This is a genomic window from Bacillus sp. EB106-02-03-XG38, from assembly GCF_058792175.1.
This window is the reverse complement of record NZ_JBYTED010000004.1, coordinates 397,851-423,287: the sequence shown is the minus strand read 5'-3', so window position 1 is coordinate 423,287 and position 25,437 is coordinate 397,851. Positions and strand designations below refer to the sequence as shown.

27 protein-coding genes, 1 riboswitch and 1 other annotated feature are annotated in these 25,437 nt (G+C 35.4%); of the genes, 10 read left to right on the top strand and 17 right to left on the bottom strand.

The window, feature by feature from the left end; all coding sequences use genetic code 11:
• Positions 1–4: 4 nt before the first annotated feature.
• A complete protein-coding gene (locus tag AC3WTI_RS20800; RefSeq protein WP_179192028.1) occupies positions 5–1,189 on the bottom strand; it encodes an MFS transporter in 1,185 nt (394 codons plus the stop codon).
• A gap of 371 nt (positions 1,190–1,560) precedes the next feature.
• Between AC3WTI_RS20800 and AC3WTI_RS20795 the strand changes: the two genes are divergently transcribed.
• The 3 genes from AC3WTI_RS20795 (at position 1,561) to AC3WTI_RS20785 (ending at position 4,002) form a co-directional block, all read left to right on the top strand.
• Complete coding sequence (locus AC3WTI_RS20795) at positions 1,561–1,908, top strand: winged helix-turn-helix transcriptional regulator (RefSeq protein ID WP_076541693.1); 348 nt, start codon at positions 1,561–1,563, stop codon at positions 1,906–1,908.
• Positions 1,909–2,338: 430 nt separating this feature from the next.
• On the top strand, positions 2,339–2,779 hold the full coding sequence (locus tag AC3WTI_RS20790; protein WP_001115309.1) for a DUF1641 domain-containing protein: 441 nt from the start codon (positions 2,339–2,341) through the stop codon (positions 2,777–2,779).
• Between the two features lie 44 nt (positions 2,780–2,823).
• Positions 2,824–4,002 carry an NAD(P)/FAD-dependent oxidoreductase gene (locus AC3WTI_RS20785; protein WP_000043198.1) on the top strand — a complete coding sequence of 393 codons (1,179 nt, stop codon included), beginning with the start codon at positions 2,824–2,826 and terminating at the stop codon, positions 4,000–4,002.
• A 190-nt stretch (positions 4,003–4,192) separates the two neighbouring features.
• On the opposite strand, the gene tyrS is transcribed toward AC3WTI_RS20785, so the two are convergent.
• From tyrS to AC3WTI_RS20760, 5 genes are all read right to left on the bottom strand, one after another.
• A complete protein-coding gene (gene tyrS, locus AC3WTI_RS20780) occupies positions 4,193–5,455 on the bottom strand; it encodes a tyrosine--tRNA ligase (RefSeq protein ID WP_087959343.1) in 1,263 nt (420 codons plus the stop codon).
• 52 nt (positions 5,456–5,507) lie between these two features.
• Positions 5,508–5,723 (bottom strand) — a binding site (T-box leader).
• A 95-nt stretch (positions 5,724–5,818) separates the two neighbouring features.
• The gene (gene murB, locus AC3WTI_RS20775) at positions 5,819–6,736 is read right to left on the bottom strand and encodes a UDP-N-acetylmuramate dehydrogenase (protein ID WP_087959342.1); all 918 of its coding nucleotides are present in this window, start codon (positions 6,734–6,736) and stop codon (positions 5,819–5,821) included.
• Positions 6,737–7,127: 391 nt separating this feature from the next.
• A complete protein-coding gene (locus AC3WTI_RS20770; RefSeq protein WP_000573651.1) occupies positions 7,128–7,523 on the bottom strand; it encodes an SET domain-containing protein in 396 nt (131 codons plus the stop codon).
• Between the two features lie 196 nt (positions 7,524–7,719).
• Positions 7,720–9,222: a DUF4077 domain-containing protein gene (locus AC3WTI_RS20765; RefSeq protein WP_087959341.1), complete on the bottom strand. Its 1,503-nt coding sequence runs from the start codon at positions 9,220–9,222 to the stop codon at positions 7,720–7,722.
• Positions 9,223–9,249: 27 nt separating this feature from the next.
• Positions 9,250–10,308: an endonuclease/exonuclease/phosphatase family protein gene (locus AC3WTI_RS20760; RefSeq protein ID WP_253621667.1), complete on the bottom strand. Its 1,059-nt coding sequence runs from the start codon at positions 10,306–10,308 to the stop codon at positions 9,250–9,252.
• 217 nt (positions 10,309–10,525) lie between these two features.
• A riboswitch (Fluoride riboswitch) is annotated at positions 10,526–10,585 on the top strand.
• Between the two features lie 54 nt (positions 10,586–10,639).
• Between AC3WTI_RS20760 and crcB (AC3WTI_RS20755) the strand changes: the two genes are divergently transcribed.
• On the top strand, positions 10,640–11,044 hold the full coding sequence (crcB, locus tag AC3WTI_RS20755) for a fluoride efflux transporter CrcB (protein WP_142286741.1): 405 nt from the start codon (positions 10,640–10,642) through the stop codon (positions 11,042–11,044).
• Positions 11,041–11,397, top strand: a complete 357-nt coding sequence (gene crcB / locus AC3WTI_RS20750; RefSeq protein WP_097840954.1) for a fluoride efflux transporter CrcB — start codon at positions 11,041–11,043, stop codon at positions 11,395–11,397. The genes crcB (AC3WTI_RS20755) and crcB (AC3WTI_RS20750) overlap by 4 nt, the downstream gene beginning before the upstream one ends.
• A 33-nt stretch (positions 11,398–11,430) precedes the next feature.
• Here the strand turns inward: crcB (AC3WTI_RS20750) and AC3WTI_RS20745 are convergent, their stop codons facing one another.
• From AC3WTI_RS20745 to psiE, 6 genes are all read right to left on the bottom strand, one after another.
• A complete protein-coding gene (locus AC3WTI_RS20745; RefSeq protein ID WP_087959338.1) occupies positions 11,431–11,670 on the bottom strand; it encodes a DUF3947 family protein in 240 nt (79 codons plus the stop codon).
• Positions 11,671–11,808: 138 nt separating this feature from the next.
• Positions 11,809–12,015, bottom strand: a complete 207-nt coding sequence (locus tag AC3WTI_RS20740; protein ID WP_087959337.1) for a DUF3955 domain-containing protein — start codon at positions 12,013–12,015, stop codon at positions 11,809–11,811.
• Positions 12,016–12,204: 189 nt separating this feature from the next.
• Positions 12,205–13,398: an MFS transporter gene (locus AC3WTI_RS20735; protein ID WP_142306596.1), complete on the bottom strand. Its 1,194-nt coding sequence runs from the start codon at positions 13,396–13,398 to the stop codon at positions 12,205–12,207.
• A gap of 5 nt (positions 13,399–13,403) precedes the next feature.
• A complete protein-coding gene (locus AC3WTI_RS20730; protein WP_097840952.1) occupies positions 13,404–14,951 on the bottom strand; it encodes an ABC-F family ATP-binding cassette domain-containing protein in 1,548 nt (515 codons plus the stop codon).
• A gap of 437 nt (positions 14,952–15,388) precedes the next feature.
• On the bottom strand, positions 15,389–15,904 hold the full coding sequence (speG, locus tag AC3WTI_RS20725) for a spermidine N1-acetyltransferase (RefSeq protein WP_000076820.1): 516 nt from the start codon (positions 15,902–15,904) through the stop codon (positions 15,389–15,391).
• A 139-nt stretch (positions 15,905–16,043) separates the two neighbouring features.
• On the bottom strand, positions 16,044–16,445 hold the full coding sequence (gene psiE, locus AC3WTI_RS20720) for a phosphate-starvation-inducible protein PsiE (protein WP_000671179.1): 402 nt from the start codon (positions 16,443–16,445) through the stop codon (positions 16,044–16,046).
• Positions 16,446–16,733: 288 nt separating this feature from the next.
• Between psiE and AC3WTI_RS20715 the strand changes: the two genes are divergently transcribed.
• On the top strand, positions 16,734–17,291 hold the full coding sequence (locus AC3WTI_RS20715; RefSeq protein ID WP_098904026.1) for a cysteine hydrolase family protein: 558 nt from the start codon (positions 16,734–16,736) through the stop codon (positions 17,289–17,291).
• A gap of 40 nt (positions 17,292–17,331) precedes the next feature.
• Here the strand turns inward: AC3WTI_RS20715 and AC3WTI_RS20710 are convergent, their stop codons facing one another.
• Positions 17,332–17,760: an Lrp/AsnC family transcriptional regulator gene (locus AC3WTI_RS20710; RefSeq protein WP_098904025.1), complete on the bottom strand. Its 429-nt coding sequence runs from the start codon at positions 17,758–17,760 to the stop codon at positions 17,332–17,334.
• Between the two features lie 443 nt (positions 17,761–18,203).
• Here AC3WTI_RS20710 and AC3WTI_RS20705 point away from each other — a divergent pair, with 443 nt between their 5' ends.
• On the top strand, positions 18,204–19,169 hold the full coding sequence (locus AC3WTI_RS20705) for a DUF4822 domain-containing protein (protein ID WP_097840949.1): 966 nt from the start codon (positions 18,204–18,206) through the stop codon (positions 19,167–19,169).
• 201 nt (positions 19,170–19,370) lie between these two features.
• Here the strand turns inward: AC3WTI_RS20705 and AC3WTI_RS20700 are convergent, their stop codons facing one another.
• Entirely contained in the window at positions 19,371–19,802 is a 432-nt protein-coding gene (locus AC3WTI_RS20700; protein ID WP_002008929.1) for an Lrp/AsnC family transcriptional regulator, read from the bottom strand.
• A 167-nt stretch (positions 19,803–19,969) separates the two neighbouring features.
• Between AC3WTI_RS20700 and AC3WTI_RS20695 the strand changes: the two genes are divergently transcribed.
• The 3 genes from AC3WTI_RS20695 to AC3WTI_RS20685 all read left to right on the top strand — a co-directional run bounded on the left by AC3WTI_RS20695 (position 19,970) and on the right by AC3WTI_RS20685 (position 22,459).
• Positions 19,970–20,551, top strand: a complete 582-nt coding sequence (locus AC3WTI_RS20695) for a beta-class carbonic anhydrase (protein ID WP_097840948.1) — start codon at positions 19,970–19,972, stop codon at positions 20,549–20,551.
• A 55-nt stretch (positions 20,552–20,606) separates the two neighbouring features.
• Positions 20,607–21,056 carry a cyanase gene (gene cynS, locus AC3WTI_RS20690; protein ID WP_097840961.1) on the top strand — a complete coding sequence of 150 codons (450 nt, stop codon included), beginning with the start codon at positions 20,607–20,609 and terminating at the stop codon, positions 21,054–21,056.
• A 122-nt stretch (positions 21,057–21,178) separates the two neighbouring features.
• Positions 21,179–22,459 (top strand): purine/pyrimidine permease, encoded by a 1,281-nt coding sequence (locus AC3WTI_RS20685; RefSeq protein WP_098904024.1) that lies wholly within the window; start codon positions 21,179–21,181, stop codon positions 22,457–22,459.
• 135 nt (positions 22,460–22,594) lie between these two features.
• Here the strand turns inward: AC3WTI_RS20685 and AC3WTI_RS20680 are convergent, their stop codons facing one another.
• From AC3WTI_RS20680 to AC3WTI_RS20670, 3 genes are read right to left on the bottom strand one after another with little or no spacing between them, the layout of a single operon-like run.
• The gene (locus tag AC3WTI_RS20680) at positions 22,595–23,347 is read right to left on the bottom strand and encodes an iron ABC transporter ATP-binding protein (protein ID WP_087959327.1); all 753 of its coding nucleotides are present in this window, start codon (positions 23,345–23,347) and stop codon (positions 22,595–22,597) included.
• Complete coding sequence (locus AC3WTI_RS20675) at positions 23,344–24,408, bottom strand: iron chelate uptake ABC transporter family permease subunit (RefSeq protein ID WP_087959326.1); 1,065 nt, start codon at positions 24,406–24,408, stop codon at positions 23,344–23,346. The genes AC3WTI_RS20680 and AC3WTI_RS20675 overlap by 4 nt, the downstream gene beginning before the upstream one ends.
• The gene (locus AC3WTI_RS20670; RefSeq protein ID WP_061679285.1) at positions 24,405–25,421 is read right to left on the bottom strand and encodes an ABC transporter permease; all 1,017 of its coding nucleotides are present in this window, start codon (positions 25,419–25,421) and stop codon (positions 24,405–24,407) included. Before AC3WTI_RS20670 ends, AC3WTI_RS20675 begins: the two co-directional genes overlap by 4 nt.
• Positions 25,422–25,437 lie beyond the last annotated feature (16 nt).

Here is a 25,437-nt window from a genome sequence, read left to right as displayed (position 1 = left end):
TCCCTTATTCCACTTGATCTCTTTTTTCTAATGTCATACTCCACGCTGTTAACATAACAGCGCCTACTACCATAATTCCCCCTACCCAAGCTGTATGAATTAACCCTAACGAGTTCGTTACAATACCGCCCAAGTAAGCACCAAGAGCGATCCCTGCGTTAAATGCTGCAATGTTAATCGCAGATGCTACATCAACAGCGCTAGGTACAAATCGTTCAGCCAATATAACGACATACACTTGTAGCCCTGGAACATTCATAAATGCGAATAGTCCCATAAAAATAATTGTGATGAGTCCAGCGACTTTGAACGGTGCTGTAAATGTGAAAACAAATAATACAATCGCTTGAATAAAGAACATGTAAAATAATGCTCGAATCGGATTATGATTTGATAATTTTCCGCCAACCATATTCCCAATCGCAATTGCAATTCCGTACACTAACAAAATAATTGTAACCGTACTTGCTTTAAATCCTGTTACTTCTTGTAATAGCGGAGATAAATACGTAAATGTTACAAATGTTCCCCCGTACCCTAATGCAGTAATGATAAATACCAGTAATAGTCTTCCATTCGTAATCAGCTTACATTGATCGCGAAATGATACAGACGTACCTTTTTTTAAGTTAGAAGGAATTAGCATACTATTGGCGATTAAGGCAACGATTCCAATTGCCACAATTACCATAAACGATGCTCTCCAGCCAAATTGTTGACCGATAAATGTTCCAATTGGTACGCCTGTAATGGTCGCAACAGTTAAACCAGTAAACATAAATGCAATTGCACTTGCACGTTTATTCTCTGGTACAAGTGCAGCCGCAATTGTGGATCCTATCGACATAAAAACGCCGTGTGCAAACGCAGATACAACCCTCGCCATAAGTAACACAGTAAAACTTGTTGCCACTGACGCAATTCCATTACCAATAATGAAAATAATCATAATCCACATTAATAACGTCTTTCGCGACATACTAGCTGTTAATGACGTTAATACTGGGGCACCAAATGCTACTCCTAACGCATATAAAGAAACGGTTAAACCCGCTGTTGTAACAGAAACATGTAAATCCTCTGAAATAGATGGTAATAAACCAACACTAATAAATTCGGTTGTACCAATTCCAAACGCACTAATGGCTAATGCTAATAAAGCAAACATACTTCTTCGATTCGTCTGCATTGCCGAAGAAGATACTGTATATGAATTCAATTGAACTCCTCCTTAATGCGAGAAATCCAATCATAATAGTATGAAAAAAGGCCTTTTTTCTTCTACAAAAATAACTTTACTGCTCATATATGCTATTATGAATGGCTTCACTCTTTTTTTGAAGAACGCACTTAAAAGTACGATAGGTACCAAAAAGTAACATAGGCACTTTTTAGTACCGTACTACTCATTTCCCTCTTACGTATGCTATTATGGAACATATTCAACATGATAAAAAGTACGTACTTTAAAGTGCTATAGGCACTTTTTAGTAACATTTAAATTATTTAGCTTCTTTTGTTGGAGAACTGAAATCTACATTCATCAAAGGAGATTTTTATATGAAGAAATATAACATTCCCGTTGAAGCGACTTTAGAGGTTATCGGCGGAAAATGGAAAGTCGTTATTCTTTGCCACTTAACGAAAGGTACAAAGAGAACGAGTGAATTAAAACGTCTTATGCCTGGTATTACACAAAAGATGTTAACACAACAATTACGCGAGTTAGAAGAAGATGGAGTTATTCAAAGAAAGATATACAACCAAGTACCACCGAAAGTAGAATATTCCCTTACAGACTACGGTTGGTCTTTAGAATCCATTCTTGATTCTCTTTGCACTTGGGGCGAATGCCATCTTGAAAAAAGCGGTAATACATCGATGCTAATTACAGAAGGTGAACAATAAAAAAAGGAAAAAATGAACATATATTTGTCCATTTTTTCCTTTTTTTCTTTATATATATGTATATTTCTAAGCTTAACAAAATAATTTATGCGCTTTCATGCCTTGTCAGTACTACGTTATACACTTAATATCAAATAATTAGGAATCATTTTTATGTTAACATAGGTGCATATAGTATATAATATAGGATATATATTATATACACTTTCCGATAAAGGAACTTTCCATTATGCGGACAAGCCATGTATCGGACAGTTCATAAATAATAGGTAGGACATTGTGGTTTTGGATTTATGATTTCAGCTTACTTGCTGGCATAAATTTAAAGGCATTTTATTGTGCTTTGTGAAACTTTGTATAAAGTTTCGCAAACGTTTACTATCTTACCTATCAAAAATAAGAGTATTGCTATCGTAAAGGAGAATTGGAGATGCCAGAAACTATGACTCAAACAAAGCCAGAACAAGAAACTGTACAAATTTCTGCTAGCCAAGGACAACTTGATGTACTTGATCAGTTGTTAAAACCTGAGGTACAAGAATCATTAACAACACTAGTAGAACAGCTTCCAAAATTAACTGAGCTTGTTAACATTTTAACTAAGTCTTATGACTTCGCTCAAACTGTTGCTACTGATGAAGTATTAAAAAGCGACACTGTTGGTGCAATCACAGAGCTTGTAGAACCTGTAAAAGATACAGTGAAAAGCATGGCTGCAACTGCTATCGAAGCGAAAGATCGTGCTGACGAAAGCAACGAAGTTATCGGCCTGTTCGGTCTATTAAAGTTACTAAAAGACCCACAAGCACAAAAAATGTTCCGCTTTGTGAACGCATACCTTCAAATTAGTGCAGAACGTAACAATAAATAATTTAACTTATAACAACAATTAGTAAAGACGGGGGATATCATACTATGTCAAAACAAATTGTCATCTTAGGCGCTGGTTATGGCGGTCTTCTTGCCGCTTTAAACGTACGTAAATATTACAGCAAATCAGAAGCACAAGTTACAGTGATTAACCAATACCCAACACACCAAATCATCACTGAATTACACCGCCTTGCAGCAGGTAACGTGTCTGAGCAAGCAATTGCAATGCCACTTACAAAGCTTTTCAAAGGTAAAGATATCGATCTTAAAATCGCAACAGTTGAGTCATTCTCAGTTGATAGCAAAGAAATCAAACTAGCTGGTGGCACTACTTTATCTTACGATGCACTTGTAGTTGCTTTAGGAAGTAAAACTGCTTACTTCGGTATTCCAGGACTAGAAGAAAACAGCATGGTATTAAAATCTGCTGCTGATGCAAACAAAATCTACAAACACGTTGAAGACCGTATTCGTGAATACGCGAAAACGAAAAACGAAGCTGATGCTACAATCGTAATCGGTGGTGGCGGATTAACTGGCGTTGAGCTAGTTGGTGAGCTTGCTGACATTATGCCTAAACTTGCAAAAAGCCACGGCGTAAATCCAAAAGAAGTTAAACTTCTTCTTGTTGAAGCAGGTCCAAAAATCCTTCCAGTATTACCAGACCACTTAATCGAACGTGCAACTACTAGCCTAGAAGCACGCGGCGTTACATTCTTAACTGGTCTTCCTGTAACAAACGTTGCTGGCAATGAAATCGACTTAAAAGACGGTCAAAAACTTGTTGCTAACACATTCGTTTGGACAGGTGGCGTTCAAGGTAACCCACTAATCGGTGAATCAGGTCTTGAAGTAAACCGTGGTCGTGCAACAGTTGATGCATACCTACAATCTACTTCTCACAAAGACGTATTCGTTGCTGGAGACAGCGCTGTTGTCTTCGCTCCAGACGGACGTCCATACCCACCAACTGCACAAATCGCTTGGCAAATGGGTGAGTTAATTGGATACAACTTATACGCAGCACTAGAAGGCAAAGCATTCGAAGAGTTCGCACCTGTAAACTCTGGAACACTTGCTAGTCTAGGACGTAAAGATGCTGTTGCTACAATCGGAGCAAGTAATACTCCACTTAAAGGCTTACCAGCATCATTAATGAAAGAAGCAAGTAACGTTCGTTACTTATCACACATTAAAGGTCTATTCAGCTTAGCTTACTAATCTGAATATAAGCCCGAATCATGCCCTGCATGGTTCGGGCTATTTTTGTCCGTAATTTCCTCTAACTTATTTATTCGGCGGATGAAGAATATAACCCTTTTAATTATCTAAATTTACTGATTATTTTATGTCTAAATTGTGTATATGAAAGGATGGAAGTATTCTTTCTACCCCCATCCTTTCACACAAACTATTCCCCTAACTTCACTAAGCTGTAATTCTTCTTCCCTTTACGAATAATAATAAATCGTCCATCAAATGAATTCTCTACCGTAACATCCGTACCCACATCTGTTACTTTTTCGCCATTCATCGAAATAGCTCCGTTATTAATATCTTCACGTGCTTGTCGTCTAGATGGTTCAATCCCTAAATCAACTAGCCATTCTACGATGTTTTTCGTCTCTTTTGAAGACTGGAACGTTGGCATCTCTTTAAAGCCTTGCTCAATTTCATCGGCTGTTAGCGATTTAATATCTCCGCTAAATAACGCCGCTGTAATTTTCACAGCTTGCAGGAATGCTTCTTCTCCATGAACGAATTTCGTCATTTCTTCCGCTAATACTTTTTGCGCTTCACGTTTATGAGGTTCTGTTTCTACCTTCACTACCAATTCATCAATGCGCTCTTTGGTTAAGAACGTAAAGTATTTCAAATATTTAACAACATCACGATCATCTGTATTCACCCAGAACTGGTAAAATTCAAACGGTGTTGTTTTTTCAGGATCAAGCCAAACCGCACCACCTGCTGATTTACCAAACTTCGTACCGTCTGATTTCAATAATAACGGAATTGTTAGTCCGAACACTCTCGCTTCGTGCCCTTCTAACTTACGAATTAAATCTAAACCACTCGTAATATTGCCCCATTGGTCACTACCGCCAATTTGCAGTTGAACATCTTCTTTCGTGTATAAATGATGGAAGTCCATCGCTTGCAAGATTTGGTACGTAAATTCTGTGAAAGAAATTCCTGTATCTAAACGACTTGCTACAATGTCCTTCGCTAACATGCTATTAATGCTAAAGTTTTTTCCGTAATCACGTAAAAATTCGATAATGTTTATTTCATGTGTCCAGTCGTAGTTATTTACCATCTTTACTTCGCTATTTCCGCCAAAATCAAATAGCTTTTTCATTTGCGCTGTTAACGCATCCACGTTATGCTGAACAACTTCTAACGTTTGAAGTTGACGTTCTGATTGACGTCCGCTCGGATCACCAATTGTTCCTGTTGCCCCGCCAATTAAAATAACTGGATGATGGCCAGCTAACTGGAATCTCTTCATCATCATAAACGGAATCAAATGTCCAATATGCATACTATCACCAGTCGGATCAACTCCGCAGTATAGTGAAATCTTTTTCTCTTCTACTAGCTTACGTAAACCTTCTTCATCCGTCTGTTGATTAATGGCACCGCGCCATTCTAATTCATCAATGATATTCATCTTTTGTCATCCCCTCTATTTTTTTGAAAACAAAAAGTCCCTATGTCTATGACATAGGGACGATTATTCACCGTGTTACCACCCAGTTTGTATGAAGAGCATAGCTACTCATACCACTCTTAGCAACAATATCGATTGCCAATCCGCTTAGCATTACCTAAGATACTCCAGAGTGTAATTCGCAAGTTTGTTTGTGCTAGGTTCCAGCAACCCCTAGCTCTCTCATTAACAGTGACAAACTGCTACTGGGCTCTTTCAACGTATGTTATTTGTTAAATTATTAGCCATTATATTGAATTGAAAACAAATTGTCAACAATACCCAAATGTTATTTTAAAATAATTCGCAGTTTTATACGTATTTTTATTCTTTATCTTCTCCAATAATTCTTACTTCTCGCTCTAACTTCACGCCAAATTTCTCTTCAACTGTCTTTTGTACGAAGTGAATTAAATCAATGTAATCTTGTGCTGTTCCGTTATCCACATTCACCATAAATCCAGCGTGTTTTAGAGAAACTTCCACTCCGCCAATTCGTTTACCTTGTAGTCCTGATTCTTGAATTAATTTACCAGCAAAGTTATTTGGTGGGCGCTTAAATACGCTACCACATGAAGGATATTCTAGAGGCTGTTTTGATTCACGTTTGAACGTTAAATCATCCATTTTTGCTTTAATTTCTTCACGTACACCTTCTTCAAGTTCAAATCTCGCTTCAAGAATAATGTAATGGTTGTTCGCAAATACACTCTTACGATATCCAAATTCAAATGCTTCTTTCGTCAAAGTACGTAGCTCTCCATCACCTGTCATTACAACAGCTTCTGTTAATACAAACGATACTTCACCGCCGTAAGCACCAGCATTCATATATAATGCTCCGCCAACTGAACCTGGAATGCCACAAGCAAACTCAAGACCCGTTAAATTATGATCTAATGCAATACGTGATACATCAATAATTGCTGCACCACACTGTGCTACAATTGTCGTTCCTGTTACAGTCACACCTGTAATGTGAATTAAACTTACTGTAATCCCGCGAATTCCACCATCTTTAATAATGACATTCGATCCATTTCCTAAAAACGTAACTGGAATATTATATTTGTTAGCATATTTAATAACTTCTTGAATTTCATCATAATTTGTCGGTGCAACGAACACATCTGCTTTTCCACCAACTTTAATATGCGTATGATTCTTTAACATTTCATCTTGTTTCACATGACCTTCAGGCAATACCGTACTTAAATATTCATAAACCTCTTGCATATTCATTTTACGATTCCTCTATTTCTATATTCTTTTTATCCCGTTATACGGGCCCATAATATCCCCACATACATGAAATGAACCTAAAGTGGTGGATACAGTGTACCCAAAATCAATTCGAGACACCTATAAACCTCTTAATTTATAAGAGGTGCCACTCATATTAAAATATATATTGCATAATAAAGCAACCCAAATGAGCTACTAAACTTGACATGTCATCAGAAAGACAACAATTTGTAAAATATATTACTTTTTCAAAACACTATCCTTCAGTATCTTACTATATCACACGAAAATAAAGTGGTATTTTTTTGTAATCTTTACTTTATTTTCATTACTAAAAAAGGGATGCTTTTACCTATGTAAAAGCATCCCTTTCATTACTTATTTTAATTTACTTTTCGTTCTCTTCTTTTTCCTTATCAAACCATAATAGCTCATCGTCATCAACTTCACCATTATAATTGATTAGAATCTCTTCTCCCGCTTTTATATCTTTGTAAGCAAAGAAGTTAAACGTATGATTCTCGAAGACAATCTCATACGTTGCATTCGGATTATATGCATGATTAAATAACATACCGTATCCTAACAGGAATGCCGTATGATTTACCCCATACTCAAATGCGTAGTCAGCAAGTAACGTTTTCTCAATGTGTTCGTGCTGTTCATTCGGATAAGAGATAACTGGTGCTGAGTGAATCAGCTCACCCTTTTTAATATCACGAGTTGCAAATACACCTCTATTAAATTCCCCATCACTAAGTTCAGAAGTCTTAACTTCGATCATATGCGTCACCTATATAATTCTTTCTTTGAAGTATTTTATCTCGCTATTCGCGAGGTTCAACTAATAATGAGTAGGTATTAGTCTCACTTTATCTCCTTAAGCTTGGCAGAAAACGCGCAGAAAAGCAATTAAATTCCGATTAAGTATTCGTTTAAATGAAAAAAGAGCACACATCGTGTGCCCCTTTGAAGCGATATTACTTTTCTAAAATATTTTCTAGCAACTTCACTTGCTCACTAACAGTATGTAACGTCTTCACTGATATATCATTTCGATGTTTTTCTTCTTCCACACTTGCTAACACTTCTTCCGTAGCCGCAGAAGTTTGCTGAATTACGTTAGAAGCATGTGTAACATCCTTTACGATATTCGTCGTTTTAACTTGGAAACTTTCTTGATGACCCACAATCTCTCTCATTACATCATTAATTGCATCAATAAACTTTCCTAAATCCGTTACGTTTGTTAAAACGCTTGCTAACATTTCGTTACATTCTTCTTGTACTCTTTCTGATTTTTCTACCTGCACTTCCACCTTACTTGCTTGATTACTAAACTCCTTCAAAATACCTTGAATTCTCCCCGCAGAACGATTTGATTCTTCTGCAAGCTTTAATACTTCATTCGCTACAATAGCAAATCCTTTTCCATGCTCACCCGCTCTTGCCGCTTCAATATTTGCATTTAAAGCTAGCAAACTCGTCTGACTAGAAATATTCGTTATTACATCTACAATTTCATTAATTTGCTTCGACTGCATCATTAAATCTCTAAATATAATTCCTGATTGTGAAACAACATCATTTAAACTTCTCATATTCGCTTCAAAATTTCGTAAAGTATTTACACTGCCCTTTGAAATCTCTAAACTTTCATCAACACGAATCGAGGCATTTCTTACTTGAGAAATGATTTGTTCAATATTCCCCTCCATATCATTCAATACTTCTACTGAACGATGCATCATCTCTGATTGTGATTGAGTGCCAACTGCTACCTCTTCAAAAGCGAAATTAATTTCACTCATCGACTCCATCGATGTATTCATATTTTGTCTTAAATGATTGAAATTACTATCTAACTTTACAACCGTTTCCTCAATAAGTCTTTGCGTTTCTTCTAACTCCTGAGCTTTCCTCATTACTTCTTGCTTCTCATCACTTAAACGAGCTAGCAGATTAGAGCCAATCTTCGTTACGCCCCACATCGCAATCGTTACAATCGCTAACAAACTTGCAAAGTTTGCAGCTTCAGATGCTGCCGTATAAGCAAAAAATTGCTCCGGCCAATAACTACAAAGAATAAATGTGATCACAACCGCTACTCCGCCAAGAATGATAACGAGACGTTCACTTAAATAAATGAGTGAAACTGCTAATGTAAAATAGACCATTTGAAATACAGCCGGACTTTCATTAAAAGCTTGTACCATAATAAAAGACATAATAAGCAGCATAAATGTCATGATATATTTATACATCGCTTCCATGCTTTCTATAAAAGTAAACAGTGTTCCAAATACAACAACAGAAATACCACAAACCCAAAAAGCTATTGCTCTCTCTGTAAAAATATATCCGTAATATCCAATCGCGATTATTCCAAGGAAGAAACTACAAATCGTGATAAACAGCAATAAATGATTTTTCTGTGATTCTTTCTCCAGGTTAGAAAAACAAGTCTTCTTTAACCACTCCATATATAAAGTCCCGCCTTCCACACTTAATTACTTCAGCTTAAATACCACACTCACTGGGTTATGATCGCTATTCTCAAACTTTAAATCTTTCCCTTGTACATTTACAATCTCCACATTCGGTGAAACGATAAAGCCATCAATAATCGTGACGAAGTTTTCACCCTCCACATATTTCTTCACATCATCTCTTACAGTCATAACAGACGGATCTACAGCCCACTTAAAGCCGCCATCAGTAAAGTCCTTTGGTAACTCTACTAACCATTCTGGACGCTCTTTCACAAACTTCGGATCACTTAACTGAACATCAGAAAGTAACTGATTCCAATCTCCGCCCATTATTACGTAATCGCCATTTTTATAATGCTTGTTCATATATTCTTTTAAATACTCTACTTGTTGCTTTCTAATTTTCCCGCCTTCATCATAAGCAGACAAATGTAAATTTACGAGTCTAACAAACTTCCCATTATTAACAGGTATTTTGTGCTCAACAATCGCTCGATCTAAATCAAACAAACGCTTCGGCCAAGGCTCCATTCCAGGAAGCTGGAACCTCTCTGCTGTTTGAACTTTATATTTAGAAAACGTACTTAATCCAGCCTCCGCATATCCCATTGGACTTGTAATTGGGACAGGGACCCATTTTGTATCATAGTTCTTCCCGAATGACGATGCATAATCAGGGAATCCCTTTTTCAAAAACTCATGCCCATTTACATCAAAAGATCGCATTGATTTTATATCAACTTCTTGTAATAACGCAAAATCACTATTCTCATTTTGTAAAAACGAAAGCATATTCTTTAAGTTTGTTTCCGTTTGCTCTTTACTACTTGAACCAGACCCCTTCCCGCCATCCATAAAGAAATCTTGATCCTTATCTAATCCACCATATCCAATATTAAACGTTGTAACTTTAAACTCATTGTCAGGCGCTAATACGCGCTCCTTATTATTTTCCACCTTCAAGCTTATAACATCAGCAGGCTGTTCTTTTGTAAGTGTCATATACGCTAAAAAACCACCTACAACTCCCAATCCTACTAAAATACATATAAGTACTATTTTTAATAATTTTTTCAAATAAACGCCCCTTTTCTAAAACAGACAACTTAATTTTCTTTATTTTCAGTTAACTAAAACTGAATGACAGACATAAGAAATATTTTATCACACCAAAAACCTTATATCACTATATTTAGTTTATAAACAATAATTCTTGCTCTTACATTCTCAAAAATACAAAATCCCCTAACTCCTTCACTGGAAATTAAGCGCGATGTTTAGTACACTATATGTAATAACCATAGGCGATGGAGTTCGCCATAAGCGCTGCTTAGCTAATGACTCCTACCAGTATCACTACTGGTAGGAGTCTATTTTTTTGAGCAAGCTACTTAAAGAGGTGAAGATATTGATTTATATTATTGTTGGCATTGCCGGTATATTAGGAGCCCTCTCTCGTTATTATTTAGGTCTTACTATTCACACTTCATGGCATCATTCTTTTCCATTAGCTACGTTACTGATTAACTTAGCCGGCTGCTTCTTATTAGCGTGGCTAACTACGTATGTCGCTCGGAGAAATATCTTGCCCTCAGAGATTATTACAGGCATTGGAACTGGATTCATCGGTTCCTTTACGACGTTTTCGACATTCAGTGTAGAAACTGTACAATTAATCAATCACTCTGAATGGAGTACTGCTTTCTTATATGTATCATGCAGCATACTTGGTGGTCTCATTATGTCTGCTCTTGGCTATACACTAGGTGATTTCTTAATTAAGAAACACCTTGCGGAAGGTGATCACTTATGATAGAAGCTTTATTAGTAGCAATAGGCGGTTTTTTCGGTGCTATTACAAGATTTGCAATTAGCAATTGGTTTAAAAAAAGAAATAAAACTTCCTTTCCAATCGCAACATTTCTCATTAATATAACAGGCGCATTTTTACTCGGATATATAATTGGTAATGAAGTCTCTACAAGTTGGCAATTATTATTAGGGACTGGATTTATGGGTGCCTTCACGACATTTTCGACGTTTAAATTAGAATCTGTTCAGCTTCTCACTCTTAAAAAATTTAGCACACTCCTTTTATACGTAAGCACTACTTACATAATCGGTATCCTCTTCGCATTCCTTGGAATGAAGCTAGGCGGCATATAAAGAAAGAAAGCGACTCTGATCAGTCGCTTTCTTTTATAAGAAGTATGTCCCGCCATATGGAATGGAAAATGAAACTGCTGGATGCACATCATAATGTACAACTTGCATCGGAGGCTGTGAGTACGACATATACTGCCCTTGCATCATTTGTGCAAAATATACTTGTTGTTGCATTTGAATCGCTTGATTCACAGCATGAATTGTCCCCTGTGCTCCAGCCAAAGTAATAGCTGCTCCCACTTGTCTACCATTATAAAAATAATGTTTCATTATGACTCAGCTCACTTATTATTTTTCTTCCAGATTATATGTTTCTATTTCATAGTAGGTGTTTTAGCTCATAAAATTCGATTTGCCGTAAGCTAATAACCTATCAGGCTGGCCCCACATACTAAAGTTCTATTTTGTCTATTACTGTTTTTTCAACTTCGAAGTAATAAATCCAAATAGTAATACACCAATACCACTAAAGAACAATAAATAACTTATTGGTACTAGGAAAAAGAAAGGTTCTATAAGCAAACCATTATTCGCTACTTTACTAGTTGCCCCGTGCATTAATAAACAAGTAACTCCTAACGATAGCAGTACGATAGCTAATAAAAATTTATTTTTCATAATATATTCTCCTTAAACTTCATAATTCACTTATTTGTATTCCTTTTACTACCATCATAATAAATTTAACATAACTATAAGTCAATAACTTTTTATCGTTTTTCGATAAACTATTATTGGCTTATAGTTAAAATAAAAGTTTTATGAAGCAACTTAAATTGCCTCACAAACCTTTTCAAACATAAATATTTACACTTCAAACCTCTTACTTACTACAACATAAATCGCACACAACAATACGAATATCCCAGCATAAATTAACAAAATTTCTACACTAAACATATCAGCCAATGGGCCAAATAGTATCATTCCTAAAGGAAGCGCGCATGAATTAGCAATTTGTACAAGACTAAACATTCGCCCGTGCATGAAAGGTTCTACTTTTTCCTGCAACAACACGTTAACCGGTGTATTGAAGCATGGCATTGTTATACCAATTAAAAAGTTAAATACTAAATACATAATAAATACCGGAGCGATCCCTAGTCCAATCATAAGCAGTCCATACAACGCACAAGCTAGCGCTGTTGTATGCATACGATTACGGAACCCCCCCCACGCTGCAATCAATATGCCACCAGCTGCCGCTCCCGCACTAAAAGTCATCTCACTAGCAGTAAGTCTCCACATTTCTGCACCGAAAGAACGAGTTACCATTAAAGGAGTTAAAAAGGCAGCTGGACTTATTAAAATCATGACAATAATTAATAAAAAGAGTAGCCTTTTAATAAATACATTTTCTTTTAAATAGGCAAAGCCTTCTTTTATGCCTTGTAGATTAGATTTTTGCTTACTCTCTGCACTCACATGTCTCTCCACTTGAATGATAAACATAATACTAATTCCAATCATAGCCGTAATAACATCAATAAAAAATGTCGTTTCAATGTTAGCAATAGAAAGAATTGCAGCACTTGCTGCTGGAGAAAGAAACATAATTAAAGATGTAATACTGCTATTCATCCCATTTACTTTCATAAGATGATCTCTCGGAACGATTTGTGGGATTAACGCATTCACAGCTGGCGTTTGTACCCCTGTCCCAGCTGAACGAATGAGTAGTACTATAAAAAGTAACCAAATACTTTTATATCCAGTTAAAAATAAAACTGCTAAAACTAACGTCGCAATCGCTATAACCCCATCCGATAACATAATCATCTTTTTACGGTCATAACGATCAATCCAAACACCTGCAAACAAAGATATCGCAATTTGTGGTAGAAAGCCGCAAACAGTTGAAATGGTCAGCATCACCCCTGATGATGTTGTAAGGGTGATATACCATATAATCGCGTATTGCACGAGAGAGGAACCGAACAACGAAATAGTTTGAGCGGCCAAAAATAATATAATTTTCGTTTTCCAATTGTTTTCACTCATATGTTTCACACCTCCTTAACTAATCCTGTCTCTATATCTAAGATGCTATCTGCCCAATCAAGATAAAAACTTGCTTCGTGAGATACGAGTATAATACTGCCCTTAAACTGAATTAGCGCCTTTTGCAAAGCTCCCTTCGCTTCTGCATCTAAATGATTTGTCGGCTCATCTAAAATTAAGCAGTTACAAGGTGATAGCAATAATCCGCACAGTTTCACCTTCGATTGTTCACCACCACTTAACGTACGAATTTCTTGCGGAACGTGCGTATCCTTCACACCACACGCAGCTAAATGATGGCGTATTTCCTTCATATTTAGTTTAGGAAACTGTTCTGAAATAATTTGAAGCGGCGTTAAAGAATCATTGCTCCAATTTAAATCTTGCTCATAATATCCAATCTTTATTTGCTCTGAAAAGTGAAACTCTCCAGAAATACTAGCAATATTTCCAACGATTGTTTTTAACAAAGTGGATTTCCCTACTCCATTGAAACCTGTAATAACAAGTTTTTGTCCACCCATTACTGAAAAATTCAACTTTGGTAAGAGAGCAAAATCGTAACCAACTTCAAGATTATTTACTTCAAGAACTGTCTGAACTGAAATGGGAAGTTCCCGAAAATGAATAGACGGTTTATGAGTAAAACTTGGTGGCGCAATTCTTTCCATACGTTGCAACTGCTTTCTACGTCCCTGTGCTATTTTTGAATTGACCCCAGCAATATTTCTACGAATATACTCTTCCGTTTTTTCAATTTTCTTTTGTTGTGCATGATATTGACGAATATAATCTTTTCGCAAATGCTCCTTTTGTCTTACAAAATCCGAGTATTTTCCGTAATACTTCTTCACCGTTCCAAACTCTACATCACATATACAAGAAGTCACTTTTTCTAGAAAATCAAAATCATGTGATACGACAATAAATGCTCCTTCAAAATTCATTAAATAATTAGCAAGCCATTCAACATGCTCTTTATCAAGAAAGTTTGTCGGTTCATCTAGTAATAAAATATTAGGCTCTTCTAATAAAAGCTTTGCTAAAATTACTTTTGTCCGTTGCCCTCCGCTTAATTCCCCAATAACACGATCCATCCCAATAGCATCAATACCTAAACCCACTGCCACCTTATTTATTACGCTGTCTACTGAATAAAAATCACGAGCTTCAAGCTGCTCTTGTATTTCAGCTGCTTTCAATAGTTGATTCTCATCTCCAGTCATCGCACTTTCTTCATATAACTTACTCATTCTCTTTTCCATTTCAAACAAATCATAAAAGGCTCGCTTTACATATTGTGAAATGGTATAGCTCCCATCAATTTCTGCATATTGATCAAGATGTCCAATTTGAATATTCGGTTGCCACTTAATGCTCCCCTTATCAGAAATAATTTCCCCCACCAATATTTTCATTAATGTGCTTTTCCCCGCACCATTCTGTCCAACAATCCCCATATGTTCCCCTTTATGCAAATCAAAAGAAGCATTTTCGTATAATACTTTGTCTATAAAACTATGTGATAAGCTTTCAACTTTAAGTAAACTCATTTTTATTCCTCTTTTCCTGAAATTAAAAAAAGCAGAGAGATAGCGTCATTCGACACTAGCCCTCTGCTTCGTGATTTTTCCCATACTACTCCAATTTACAGTAAAAGCTCATTGGAATAATATACACAAAGGGCCATAGACAAAGCATTGTCTATGGCCCCTTAATCTATTTTATACATCAGCTGAAAAACCATAACCAAATAAGCATAGGTAAACTATACTTTTTTCGAAAAGTTATTCAGCCGATGAATATAGGGGATTTATACCCCTTGATTAAGCTCCGTACAACGCTTCACCGTATACATTTGTGCGGAGCAAAGTTTTCTAATGAGTTTTACAAATTTTATATAAAGCATGTTCTGCACCTTCCTTAATACTTAAAAGGGATTTTAGCACACGGTTTTATGAAGCGTCAACATTACTTCCAAATCATTCAACTACTTATTTTTAAAATATTCCTTCTGGAACATACACATTCTTATCGCATTATGATAGTTACCATCAACGAAAAACTCGTCTAAAAGCTCGCCTTCCACTATAAATCCAACCTTTTTATACACATGGACTGCTTTCTCATTCTCTTTATCCACAACTAAATAAATCTTATGCATATTTAATACAGAAAAAGCGTAATCCATCGCTAAGCGCGTCGCCTCTGCTGCGTAGCCATGTCCTTGATAATTTGGATCAATAATAATTTGGAATTCTGTTCTACGATGAATATAATCGATTTCCACTAACTCGACCAATCCAACCATCTCATTATCTTTCTCAACGATAAATCGGCGTTCACTTTGATCATGTATATGTTTATCGTATAAATCCTGCAGCTCTACAAATGCCTCATATGGCTCTTCAAACCAATACGACATAATATGTGCATTATTATTAAGTTCGTGTACAAACTTTAAATCTTCCCGTTCTAAAGGACGTAACTTCAATTCCTGACTCATTATTATAACCTCCAAGTAAAAGAAACCTCTTCACTTAATTTCTCAATTTTTTTCAATTTCAAACGCCCTATTTACATTGTAAACTTTCAAGCAACTTGAAGGTCAAGACATAAAAAAGTAGTGCAAACTTATGCCTGCACTACTCTTTTCTCAAATCTCTCATATTTGATATGTATAAAGCAACGACTAAAACGAGAATGGATCCTGCATATAACAACGTCTCCATCGGTTCCTCATGAGATACAATAATTAAACGAATTAACGCCGTAATCCCGATATAAATAAAATAACGTAACGGGAAATGATAATTCGACTTAAAATACTTAATAATCAATGCGATGAACTCGAAGTATAAGAAATAAACGATGATGCTCTCAACCAATTTATACGACGTATATTCCTTTGTTGAAAATATGTATTGAATAAATGTGATTGTCTCATTTATTAAAAAGATCGATAAAACAATGGACAATATAATTAACGCTATATTTAATATCCACTGTAAAACGCTAGCTATATAATGATCGATATTAAACTTCATTTCACACTCCCCTTCACGTAAATACTTATTTATTATAGCAAAATTATAATTACAAAAGTGTTAAATCCAATATGATCGTCCTCTTTCACTATCACTTCACCATTCTGATATTTACGCTTAATATAGTCGCTTCCCCAATCTTCACTTTGTATCTTTGAGCTTTTTCACAATGAAACTATATGCGTCAAAATCGTTTCATGACATTATTACCTGCACATACCTACAGTTTATATAATAACGGTACAGTATAAACAACGTACTGTACAAATATATGTGGGGGGATTAACTATGAACGAAGCTTTACTGTTAGTCGACATACAAAATGATTACTTTAAAGGCGGCAATATGGAATTACATCAATCTGAAAAAGCCGTACAAAAAGCGAAAGAAGTCTTGAAAGTATTTCGTGAAAATCATAAAACAGTTATTCACGTACAACATATTGCGAACAATGACGGAGCTACTTTCTTCTTACCCGAAACAGTGGGCGTTCAAATTCATGATGATGTACAACCGATTGCTAACGAAATAGTCATACAAAAACATCACCCTAACAGTTTTTTTAGAACCAATTTATTACAAACATTAAAGAAAGAGAAAATAGACCAACTAGTCATTTGCGGTATGATGACTCACGTATGTATTGATGCAACCGTACGTGCTGCCAGTGATTTTGGATTTCAATGTGTTGTAATTGAAGATGCTTGTACAACAAAAGATTTAGAGTTTCAAGGAAATCTAATCCCAGCAGCACACGCTCATCAATCGTTCATGAGTGCATTGGAGTTTGGTGATATTTACGCAAAAGTCATATCAGCGAGCAGTTTTATAAACAAAAGCAAATAAAGAATTACAGTTCCATACGAAAAAAGAAAGAATAAATATCTTATTCTTTCTTTTTTTCGATTGTCTTAATGACAGTATTTATACGATAATCACCATAATGTAAAACATCTGCAAGAGTCTCTTCTAATTGCTGGTGCGAAGATGTATGAAGAATCATGATATAACACCCATCACCACTTATACGATACATTTCAGCAATTACGTCCGTTTTTTCGAAAAAGGTTTGCATTTGATTATGATAATGTGGTGCATGCAAAAATAGCGTAACAAAGGTCATGATGGACCCTTCCAGCTTAGCCCTGTCGATATCTATCGTATATTTTCGAATGACACCTGCCTCTTCTAATTTATTAATTCGTTTCCCAACAGCCTGGCCCGTCAAATGTACTCTCTCTCCAATTTCCTTCCAATTCATCCTAGCGTTTTCTTGTAGTAACTTTATAATTTTAAAATCTGTTGAATCAAACATAGCCGTCCCCTTCCTATATGAAACAACTTCTATAAGATTTCCATTCCCCCTACGTTTTCACCCAAAAATTTTGTAATACAATCGATTAACTCTATTAGAAATTACATTATTGTTAACGCCTTTCCTTCTTCCGTACTTTGTATTTTGGGATTACTCGAAGTATCAGGAACAACGTTGGTAAGTGTTCGAAAGAGACATACTGCAAACTAGCGATTATTTTTATAAGTATGAACAAATTTTAGGAATTAGTTTATCTTTTTTTAATGTTTTATTTAGAGGCAGTTAATACTCGAGTATTAACATAATAAACGTAGCAACTAAGTTCATCCTTCTGAATCTTTTCATATAACAAAAATTCAGAAGGATGAACTGCTAATCACAAACCGTACTACTTAAAACCATGTGAATAACATGAAAATCATACAATAAGGAGACGATAAAAAATGAACAAAAAAACAAAAGCACTATCATCCATACTGCTCGGATTCACACTAGCACTAACAGGGTGCGTTGGTACTAAAGCCGAAGAAAATCATAGTAAGCCGAAACAAGAACAAACTGCTAAAGAAACAAAAAAGGAACATAAGTTAACGAAAGGACAAAAAATGGCTAATATTCTTAGCGATATGAATTGGCAAGGTACAAAAGTATATGACAAAGATAAAAATGACTTAACAAAAGAGAATGCAAACTTCATTGGTCTTGCAAAATATGATGCTAAATCAGGAAGATATGAATTCTTTGATGCTAAATCGGGTGCAAGTCGTGGCGATAAAGGAATTTTCTTTGTCACAAATGATGGGAAGAAGAGAATACTAATTTCAGAATCAATGAAGTATCAAGCTGTTGTTGACATGACAAAACTAAATAAAAATGTATTTACTTATAAAAGAATGGGGAAAGACGCTAACGGTAAAGATGTAGAAGTCTTCGTTGAACATGTTCCATATAAAGAAAAAAAACTTTCTTTCACTGATCCGGACAAACAACTGAACTCTACTACAGGAGATATCGTTAAAAATGTTGACGGAGATAAAATTTTAGGCGGTACCCTTTGGCATGGAACAAAAGTATTAGATGAAGCTGGTAACGATGTAACACAATTTAATTCGAATTTTATAAGTCTAGCAAAATTTAATGATACGTCTAATAAATATGAGTTCTTCAATAGCGAAACAGGTCAAAGCCGCGGAGATTACGGCTACTTCGATGTTGTACACGAAAATAAAATAAGAGCTCATGTTTCAATTGGAAATAATAAATATGGTGCCGCCCTTGAACTTACCGAGTTGAATAAGAATAAATTTACGTATAAAAGAACCGGTAAAGACCAAGCTGGTAAGGACATAACTATATTCGTTGAACATGAGCCTTATAAAGGTGATATGAAACCACAATTTAGCTTTTAAAAACATTTTATTACAAATCCTGTACTGAGCTACAGGATTTTTTTAAGGCGAAATTATTTACGATTCCCTTAAAAAAGCCTTACTACACATAAATTGTAGTAAGGCTCTGACTATTTAAGATAAACATTAAACGACTTCATTATCTCTATACAAATAATGTTTAGCAAATAATGTTACCATTCCCTCCAAGGAAAAGAAACCTTATTTCAACTTTCCTATTGATAAGTTGACACGATAATTCCCGTATTTTAATAGTCGTCCTAGAAAGTTATCCAAGTCTTCATTGGAAGCAAAATGTGTTTTTAATAAATAACACCCCTCACCACTTATACGGTGTACTTCAGAAATCCCTTCTTCTCCTTGAAAGAAATTCATAAACTCTTGGTGATTAGCTGTTGTTACGAACAAAGTAACAAATGCAGTCACTACTTGTCCTAATTTGATTCGGTTTATTGCAATTGTATATTGTTCAATAATTCCTAGATCCTCTAATCTCCGAATTCGATTTCCTACAGCCTGCCCTGTCATATGTATTTTTTGACCAAGTTCTTTCCATTGTATTCTCGAGTTTTCTCCTAATAATTTCAGTATCTCAAAATCTGTTTGATCAATGATATAAACCAATCCTTTCACCGTGAAAGTAGAAAGCCCGAAAGTGTTTCGCCAACTTATTCTGCTTATCAATACAATTCACTATACTTAGTTTATCCTCTTACATCACATTATTTATCAGTTATATTTACTTATAACACAGAGGACGCAACAAAAAAATACATCTAGATTTAAAGGAGGTTACAAATATGTTATTACAAGAAATTCTATCGTTCAATGAACATTTTGTAGAAAATAAGGAATACGCTCCTCGTGAAGCGACAAAGATGCCTAAAAAACGTATGGTTGTTGTTTCTTGCATGGATGCTCGTTTAATTGAGCTACTTCCAAAAGCTTTAGATATACATGATGGTGATGCAAAAGTTATCAGAAATGCAGGTGGTAAAATTGCTTCTGCTTTCGATAGTGTTATGCAAAGTGTTGTAGCGTCAGTATACGATTTAAATGCAGATGAAATCTTCCTTATTGGACACCATAGATGTGGTGCGAGCCAAACGAATCCAAAAGGAACACTTCAAAAAATATTAGATCGTGGAGTAGCTTCACCAGAAATTTTATCAGCAATTGAATATGCTGGTATCGACCTTAAAAAATGGTTATTTGGATTCGATGATGTCTGCGATTCAACTCAAGCTAATGTTGATTTAGTAAGAAATCATCCACTTATTCCAAAAGATGTTCCTGTACATGGTTTAGTTATTGATCCTCACACAGGGAAATTAGATGTAGTGGTTGATGGATATAAAGCGTTAAATAGTGAAACAAAATAATAATTATTACGTACATGAAGGGAAGTTATGAGATATGAAAAAACAAGTATTAGATATGAATAGACAAGAAGCTACGCAAAAAATTCTAGCGGCAAAAATTAAAAAAGGGTTAACTTGGGAAGAAATTGCAAAAGTAAGTGAAAACTCTGAGACTTGGGTTGTAACAGCGTTATTAGGACAAGCTACAATGACACGTCCAGAAGCAGAAAAAATCGGTAAACTATTAGAATTAGATGAAGAAGTAGTTCAAGCATTAACAGTAGTTCCATTTCGTGGCCAAGTAATGGAAATGCCTCCTACTGACCCGATTGCATATCGTTTATATGAAATGATGTTACAATATGCACCAACTATTAGAGAATTAATCTTAGAAAAAGCCGGCGAAGGTGTAATGAGTGCAATTAACTTCAACCTTGGTGTGGATACACAAGAAGATCCACAAGGTGGCGATCCTCGTATCGTCATTACACTTAACGGGAAATTCTTACCATTCCGTACATGGTAAACAATTAAAAATTCGTCTATATAATTAAATTGATTTTATAGATTTACAAAATCCATCCTTTCTAACTATGTAGAAAGGATGGATTTTAACTATGAAATTCTTTTTCGGCAAAGGAGACTAATATGAATAAAAAATACTTTGATACGAGCTTCAGTATTCTACAGTGGTTTGTGTTTTTATTAGCAAATGCAATTGCATTACCTATAATTATTGGTGGCGTATTCCATTTACCAATAGAAGATATCTCAACATTAATGCAGCGAACTTTTTTAGTAGTGGGGGTAAGTTCATTTATACAAGCATGGTTTGGGCATCGCTATCCTATTGCGGATGGGCCAGCCGGTTCATGGGTAAGTATATTTGTCATATTGGGACAAGTCGCTATGCATCAAGGACAAAGTGCAAAAGATATATTACAACTTTTAGAAGGTGGATTAATTATTGCAGGTATATTACTCTTCGTTCTCGGTATAACAGGGCTTGTTCATCGAAGCTTACGTTTATTTACCCCTTTAGTTACAGGAACTTTTCTTTTAATCTTAGCACTTCAGCTTAGTGGTGTGTTACTAAAAGGCATGATGGGATTACAAGGATCTGCAACTCATCCTGACTATACAACAGCTACTATTGCGCTCTTTGTTTTCGCCCTTATTACTTTCTTATCAATTAAAGGGAAAGGATGGCTGAAAAGTTACGCTGTATTACTTGGCATTTCATTTGGTTGGCTTTTGTATGCTTTATTAGGAAAGTCCTCTCATATGCCTTCATACACGCCGCTAGTTAAGTTACCACAGATATTCGCTTGGGGCATGCCTAGATTCGATATTGGAATGACTCTAACTGCAACTTTATTTACATTTCTTTTAGTTGCAAATACGATTGCTGCTGTTTCAGCTGTAAAACAAGTGGCTCCGTTATCTAAAGAAAATGAAAAGCAAACACTGAACCGTGGTGTATGGGTCGGAGGTATATCACATATTATCTCTTCGTTGTTCTCTACAATTGGAATTGTACCATTACCTGCATCGGCAGGATTTATCCAACTAACAGGACAAAGAAAAGTGAAGTCGTTCCTTATAGCAAGTCTTATAATAGTATGTATTTCTTTTATCCCCTCAATTGTAAGCTTTATATCCTTGCTACCAGGACCTATTGCTAATGCTGCACTTTTAGCAACATTTGTCCAAGTAATAGGCATTTCATTTCAATCCATATTACGTGAAGAATTAAATCAACGCCGATTCACTATATTAGGAATTTCATTATTAATCAGTTTGGGTATAATGTTTCTTCCAGAAGGTGTATTTAGCGGAGTTCCTTCTTCCTTACAATATGTTTTAAGTAACGGATTACTCGTAGGTACTATGATTGTTATTTTGCTAGAACAGTTTTGGAAAGAGTAAAATTTATAACTAAGTAAAAAAGCGCCCTGCTTACAGGGCGCTTTTTTATACCTAATGACTAATACTGAAAGATGGATGTAATGTTGTTCCTCCAATTGAAACTGTTATTTCAATTTTTAATAGAAAATTTTGTAACTAATAAACAGCGATCGGCCCATAAGGACCATTAATAATCTCTATTTTCGTTTCAAAAATATCTGTCAAAAGTGTTGGGTCCATAACCTCTTCTACTGTTCCAAAAGCAGCAATTTGTCCATCTTTCATAGCACAAATTTTATCAGAATATTTAGCAGCAAAATTTATGTCATGCATAACAGTCAAAATTGTTCTTCCGAATTCATTAGCTGCACGTCTCAAATGCTCCATCATTTGAACAGAACGAGCAACATCAAGGTTGTTCAGAGGCTCGTCCAACAGCACATATTCAGTCTCTTGGCACAATACCATAGCTACATATGCCCTTTGTCTTTGACCACCAGAAAGCTCATCTAAATATCTATTCTCTAAACTAGTTAAATCTAAGAAATCAATATATTTAGAAATGATAACTTCATCATCTTTCGTTAATCTTCCCTTTGAATACGGAAAGCGTCCAAATCCAACTAGTTGTCTAACAGTAAGCCTCGTTACAAAATGATTTTCTTGTCGCAATATAGTCAAAACTTTTGCTAAGTCTTTTGATTTGGATTCAGAAACATCCATATTCGCTACTTGGATTTGACCTTCATCCATATCCAAAAGTCTTCCAATCATCAAAAGTGTCGTAGACTTTCCAGCACCATTTGGCCCAATTAAAGAAGTAAAGCCCGCTTTTGGTATTTCAATATCCAAAGGTCCTATTTTCACCTTATCAGTATAGAACTTTTTAACATTATCAATTTTTATCATAAAGCCCTCTTCCTTAAAACTATAGTTAAGAATATGATTCCACCAAATAATTCAATAATAACTGAAACTACACCTTGAGCATGGAATACATGATACATTAAAAAGTATGCACTCGTCATTATTAAAAATCCTATAGCAAAAGCCATTGGGAAAATATATCTATGATCATAAGTTGACGCCGCCTGATAACTCAAAGTTGCTACTAAAAAGCCATAGAACGTAAGTGGCCCAATTAGAGCTGTGGAGATAGACATTAAAATAGCTACTAACACAAGCGTATAAATTACACTAGGTTGATATTTAACCCCAAAAGAAGTAGCAACATCCTTTCCTAATGACAAAACATTCAACTTCTTAGAATGAGCAAAAATTAATACTGCTACAATTATGATCATAGGAATTACAATAGGAAAATATGCAGGATCTGCATGATTAACAGAACCAAATAATCTCGCTTGTAAAATATCAAATTCTGAAGGCGCAAGTAGTTTTCTCATGAAAGTTGATACAGAATTTAGCCCGGTACCAATAATAATTCCAACTAAAAGCATAAGTTGTAAATTCCCGTATTTACCAGAAAGTAACCATCCATAAAGTATCAAACTCATGAAGACCATCACAACAACTTGAAATAAAAATGATCCAATTCCATTAAAGTTTATTAATGCACTAGCACCAAAGAAAAATATTGTACTCGTTTGAATTGCTGAATAAAGTGATTCGAAACCTAAAAGTGAAGGAGTAATAATCTTATTATTCGTAATAGATTGGAACGCAACTGTCGCCAAGCTATGGCAAACTGCAGCAATAATCATTGCAACGATAGCTACTATCCTTCTCTGAACAACTGGGATAAAAGAAGGTGAATCTATCGGAACTGGGTTGTTATAAACTAAAAGTCCATATGAAGAAAGGAGACCTAAAGCAATCAATGTTATGAGTAAAATCCAATAACGTCTTGCTTCCTTCTTAGAACGAAAAGCACTAGCTGATCTACTTGCATTATGAAGGCTAGAATCGATTTCGACATTTTCTTTATTTTTATATTCTAATGTGATCATCGCAGCCTCCTTGGTTTTCTTTGTCTCAATAGAATAGTAATAAACACGACCGCTCCCACTGTTGCAAGTATTAAAGAAACAGGGACTTCAAAAGGCTTTATAATTGTTCGAGAAATGATGTCACAGGCAGTGATTGTCCCCATTCCAATCACACAAACCCAAGGTAAATTACTTCTAAGATCATCACCTCTAAACATGGAAACAATATTTGGCACAATTAATCCTAAGAAAGGTAAGTGTCCAATAACAGCTGCAACAATTCCAACAGCAACAGAGATAAGAGCAGTCCCAAAAAGAACAATTCTATTGTAATTAACGCCAAGGCTTGTTGCGACATCTTCTCCTAGTCCAGCTAAAGTCAATCTATTCGCATACATAAAAATAAGCAAAGTAATGATAACAATTAGCCATAAATATTCATATCTTCCCACCTGAATGTTAGCAAATGAACCTACAAACCAAGTTTCAATACTTTGCGTCATTTGAAAAAGGAGTCCCAAAAAAGTAGACACTGCAGAAATAACTGCTCCAAGCATCAATCCAATAATCGGAACAATTAAAGATGAGCGAAGCTTAACTCTTCTTAAAAATAGAAAGAAAATCATAGTTCCTATAAAAGAAAAAATGATTGCACCAGTCATTCTTTGAACTAAAGTCGGGGCAGGAAATAGTAAATACACAAAAAGCAGGCCTAAGCCTGACCATTCAATCGTCCCCGTTGTAGTAGGTTCAACAAAGCGATTCTGTGTAATGAGTTGCATGACGAGCCCTGCCATCGCCATTGCAGCTCCAGTAAGCATTAATGCAACTGTTCTCGGAACACGAGTGATGAAAAACATCTCCATTCCGTCCTCTTGTCCACGTATATCATAAACTCCAGTAAACAGTGATATAATCCCTAAAATTATAACAACTATAACCGCTATTATAAAAGGTTTTGTCCATATTTTATTGTGATTATAAAACTGGGGTTGAGAAATATTCTCAACCCTAGAAATCATATTTTTTGACACTGTTTCGTACCCCTTT

Coding starts and splice junctions, on each gene's coding strand:
- AC3WTI_RS20800 (WP_179192028.1), bottom strand. CDS start 1,189: ATGCAGACGAATCGAAGAAGTATGTTTGCTTTATTAGCATTAGCCATT.
- AC3WTI_RS20795 (WP_076541693.1), top strand. CDS start 1,561: ATGAAGAAATATAACATTCCCGTTGAAGCGACTTTAGAGGTTATCGGC.
- AC3WTI_RS20790 (WP_001115309.1), top strand. CDS start 2,339: ATGCCAGAAACTATGACTCAAACAAAGCCAGAACAAGAAACTGTACAA.
- AC3WTI_RS20785 (WP_000043198.1), top strand. CDS start 2,824: ATGTCAAAACAAATTGTCATCTTAGGCGCTGGTTATGGCGGTCTTCTT.
- tyrS (WP_087959343.1), bottom strand. CDS start 5,455: ATGAATATCATTGATGAATTAGAATGGCGCGGTGCCATTAATCAACAG.
- murB (WP_087959342.1), bottom strand. CDS start 6,736: ATGAATATGCAAGAGGTTTATGAATATTTAAGTACGGTATTGCCTGAA.
- AC3WTI_RS20770 (WP_000573651.1), bottom strand. CDS start 7,523: ATGATCGAAGTTAAGACTTCTGAACTTAGTGATGGGGAATTTAATAGA.
- AC3WTI_RS20765 (WP_087959341.1), bottom strand. CDS start 9,222: ATGGAGTGGTTAAAGAAGACTTGTTTTTCTAACCTGGAGAAAGAATCA.
- crcB (WP_097840954.1), top strand. CDS start 11,041: ATGATAGAAGCTTTATTAGTAGCAATAGGCGGTTTTTTCGGTGCTATT.
- AC3WTI_RS20740 (WP_087959337.1), bottom strand. CDS start 12,015: ATGAAAAATAAATTTTTATTAGCTATCGTACTGCTATCGTTAGGAGTT.
- AC3WTI_RS20735 (WP_142306596.1), bottom strand. CDS start 13,398: ATGAGTGAAAACAATTGGAAAACGAAAATTATATTATTTTTGGCCGCT.
- AC3WTI_RS20730 (WP_097840952.1), bottom strand. CDS start 14,951: ATGAGTTTACTTAAAGTTGAAAGCTTATCACATAGTTTTATAGACAAA.
- speG (WP_000076820.1), bottom strand. CDS start 15,904: ATGAGTCAGGAATTGAAGTTACGTCCTTTAGAACGGGAAGATTTAAAG.
- psiE (WP_000671179.1), bottom strand. CDS start 16,445: ATGAAGTTTAATATCGATCATTATATAGCTAGCGTTTTACAGTGGATA.
- AC3WTI_RS20715 (WP_098904026.1), top strand. CDS start 16,734: ATGAACGAAGCTTTACTGTTAGTCGACATACAAAATGATTACTTTAAA.
- AC3WTI_RS20710 (WP_098904025.1), bottom strand. CDS start 17,760: ATGTTTGATTCAACAGATTTTAAAATTATAAAGTTACTACAAGAAAAC.
- AC3WTI_RS20705 (WP_097840949.1), top strand. CDS start 18,204: ATGAACAAAAAAACAAAAGCACTATCATCCATACTGCTCGGATTCACA.
- AC3WTI_RS20695 (WP_097840948.1), top strand. CDS start 19,970: ATGTTATTACAAGAAATTCTATCGTTCAATGAACATTTTGTAGAAAAT.
- cynS (WP_097840961.1), top strand. CDS start 20,607: ATGAATAGACAAGAAGCTACGCAAAAAATTCTAGCGGCAAAAATTAAA.
- AC3WTI_RS20685 (WP_098904024.1), top strand. CDS start 21,179: ATGAATAAAAAATACTTTGATACGAGCTTCAGTATTCTACAGTGGTTT.
- AC3WTI_RS20680 (WP_087959327.1), bottom strand. CDS start 23,347: ATGATAAAAATTGATAATGTTAAAAAGTTCTATACTGATAAGGTGAAA.
- AC3WTI_RS20675 (WP_087959326.1), bottom strand. CDS start 24,408: ATGATCACATTAGAATATAAAAATAAAGAAAATGTCGAAATCGATTCT.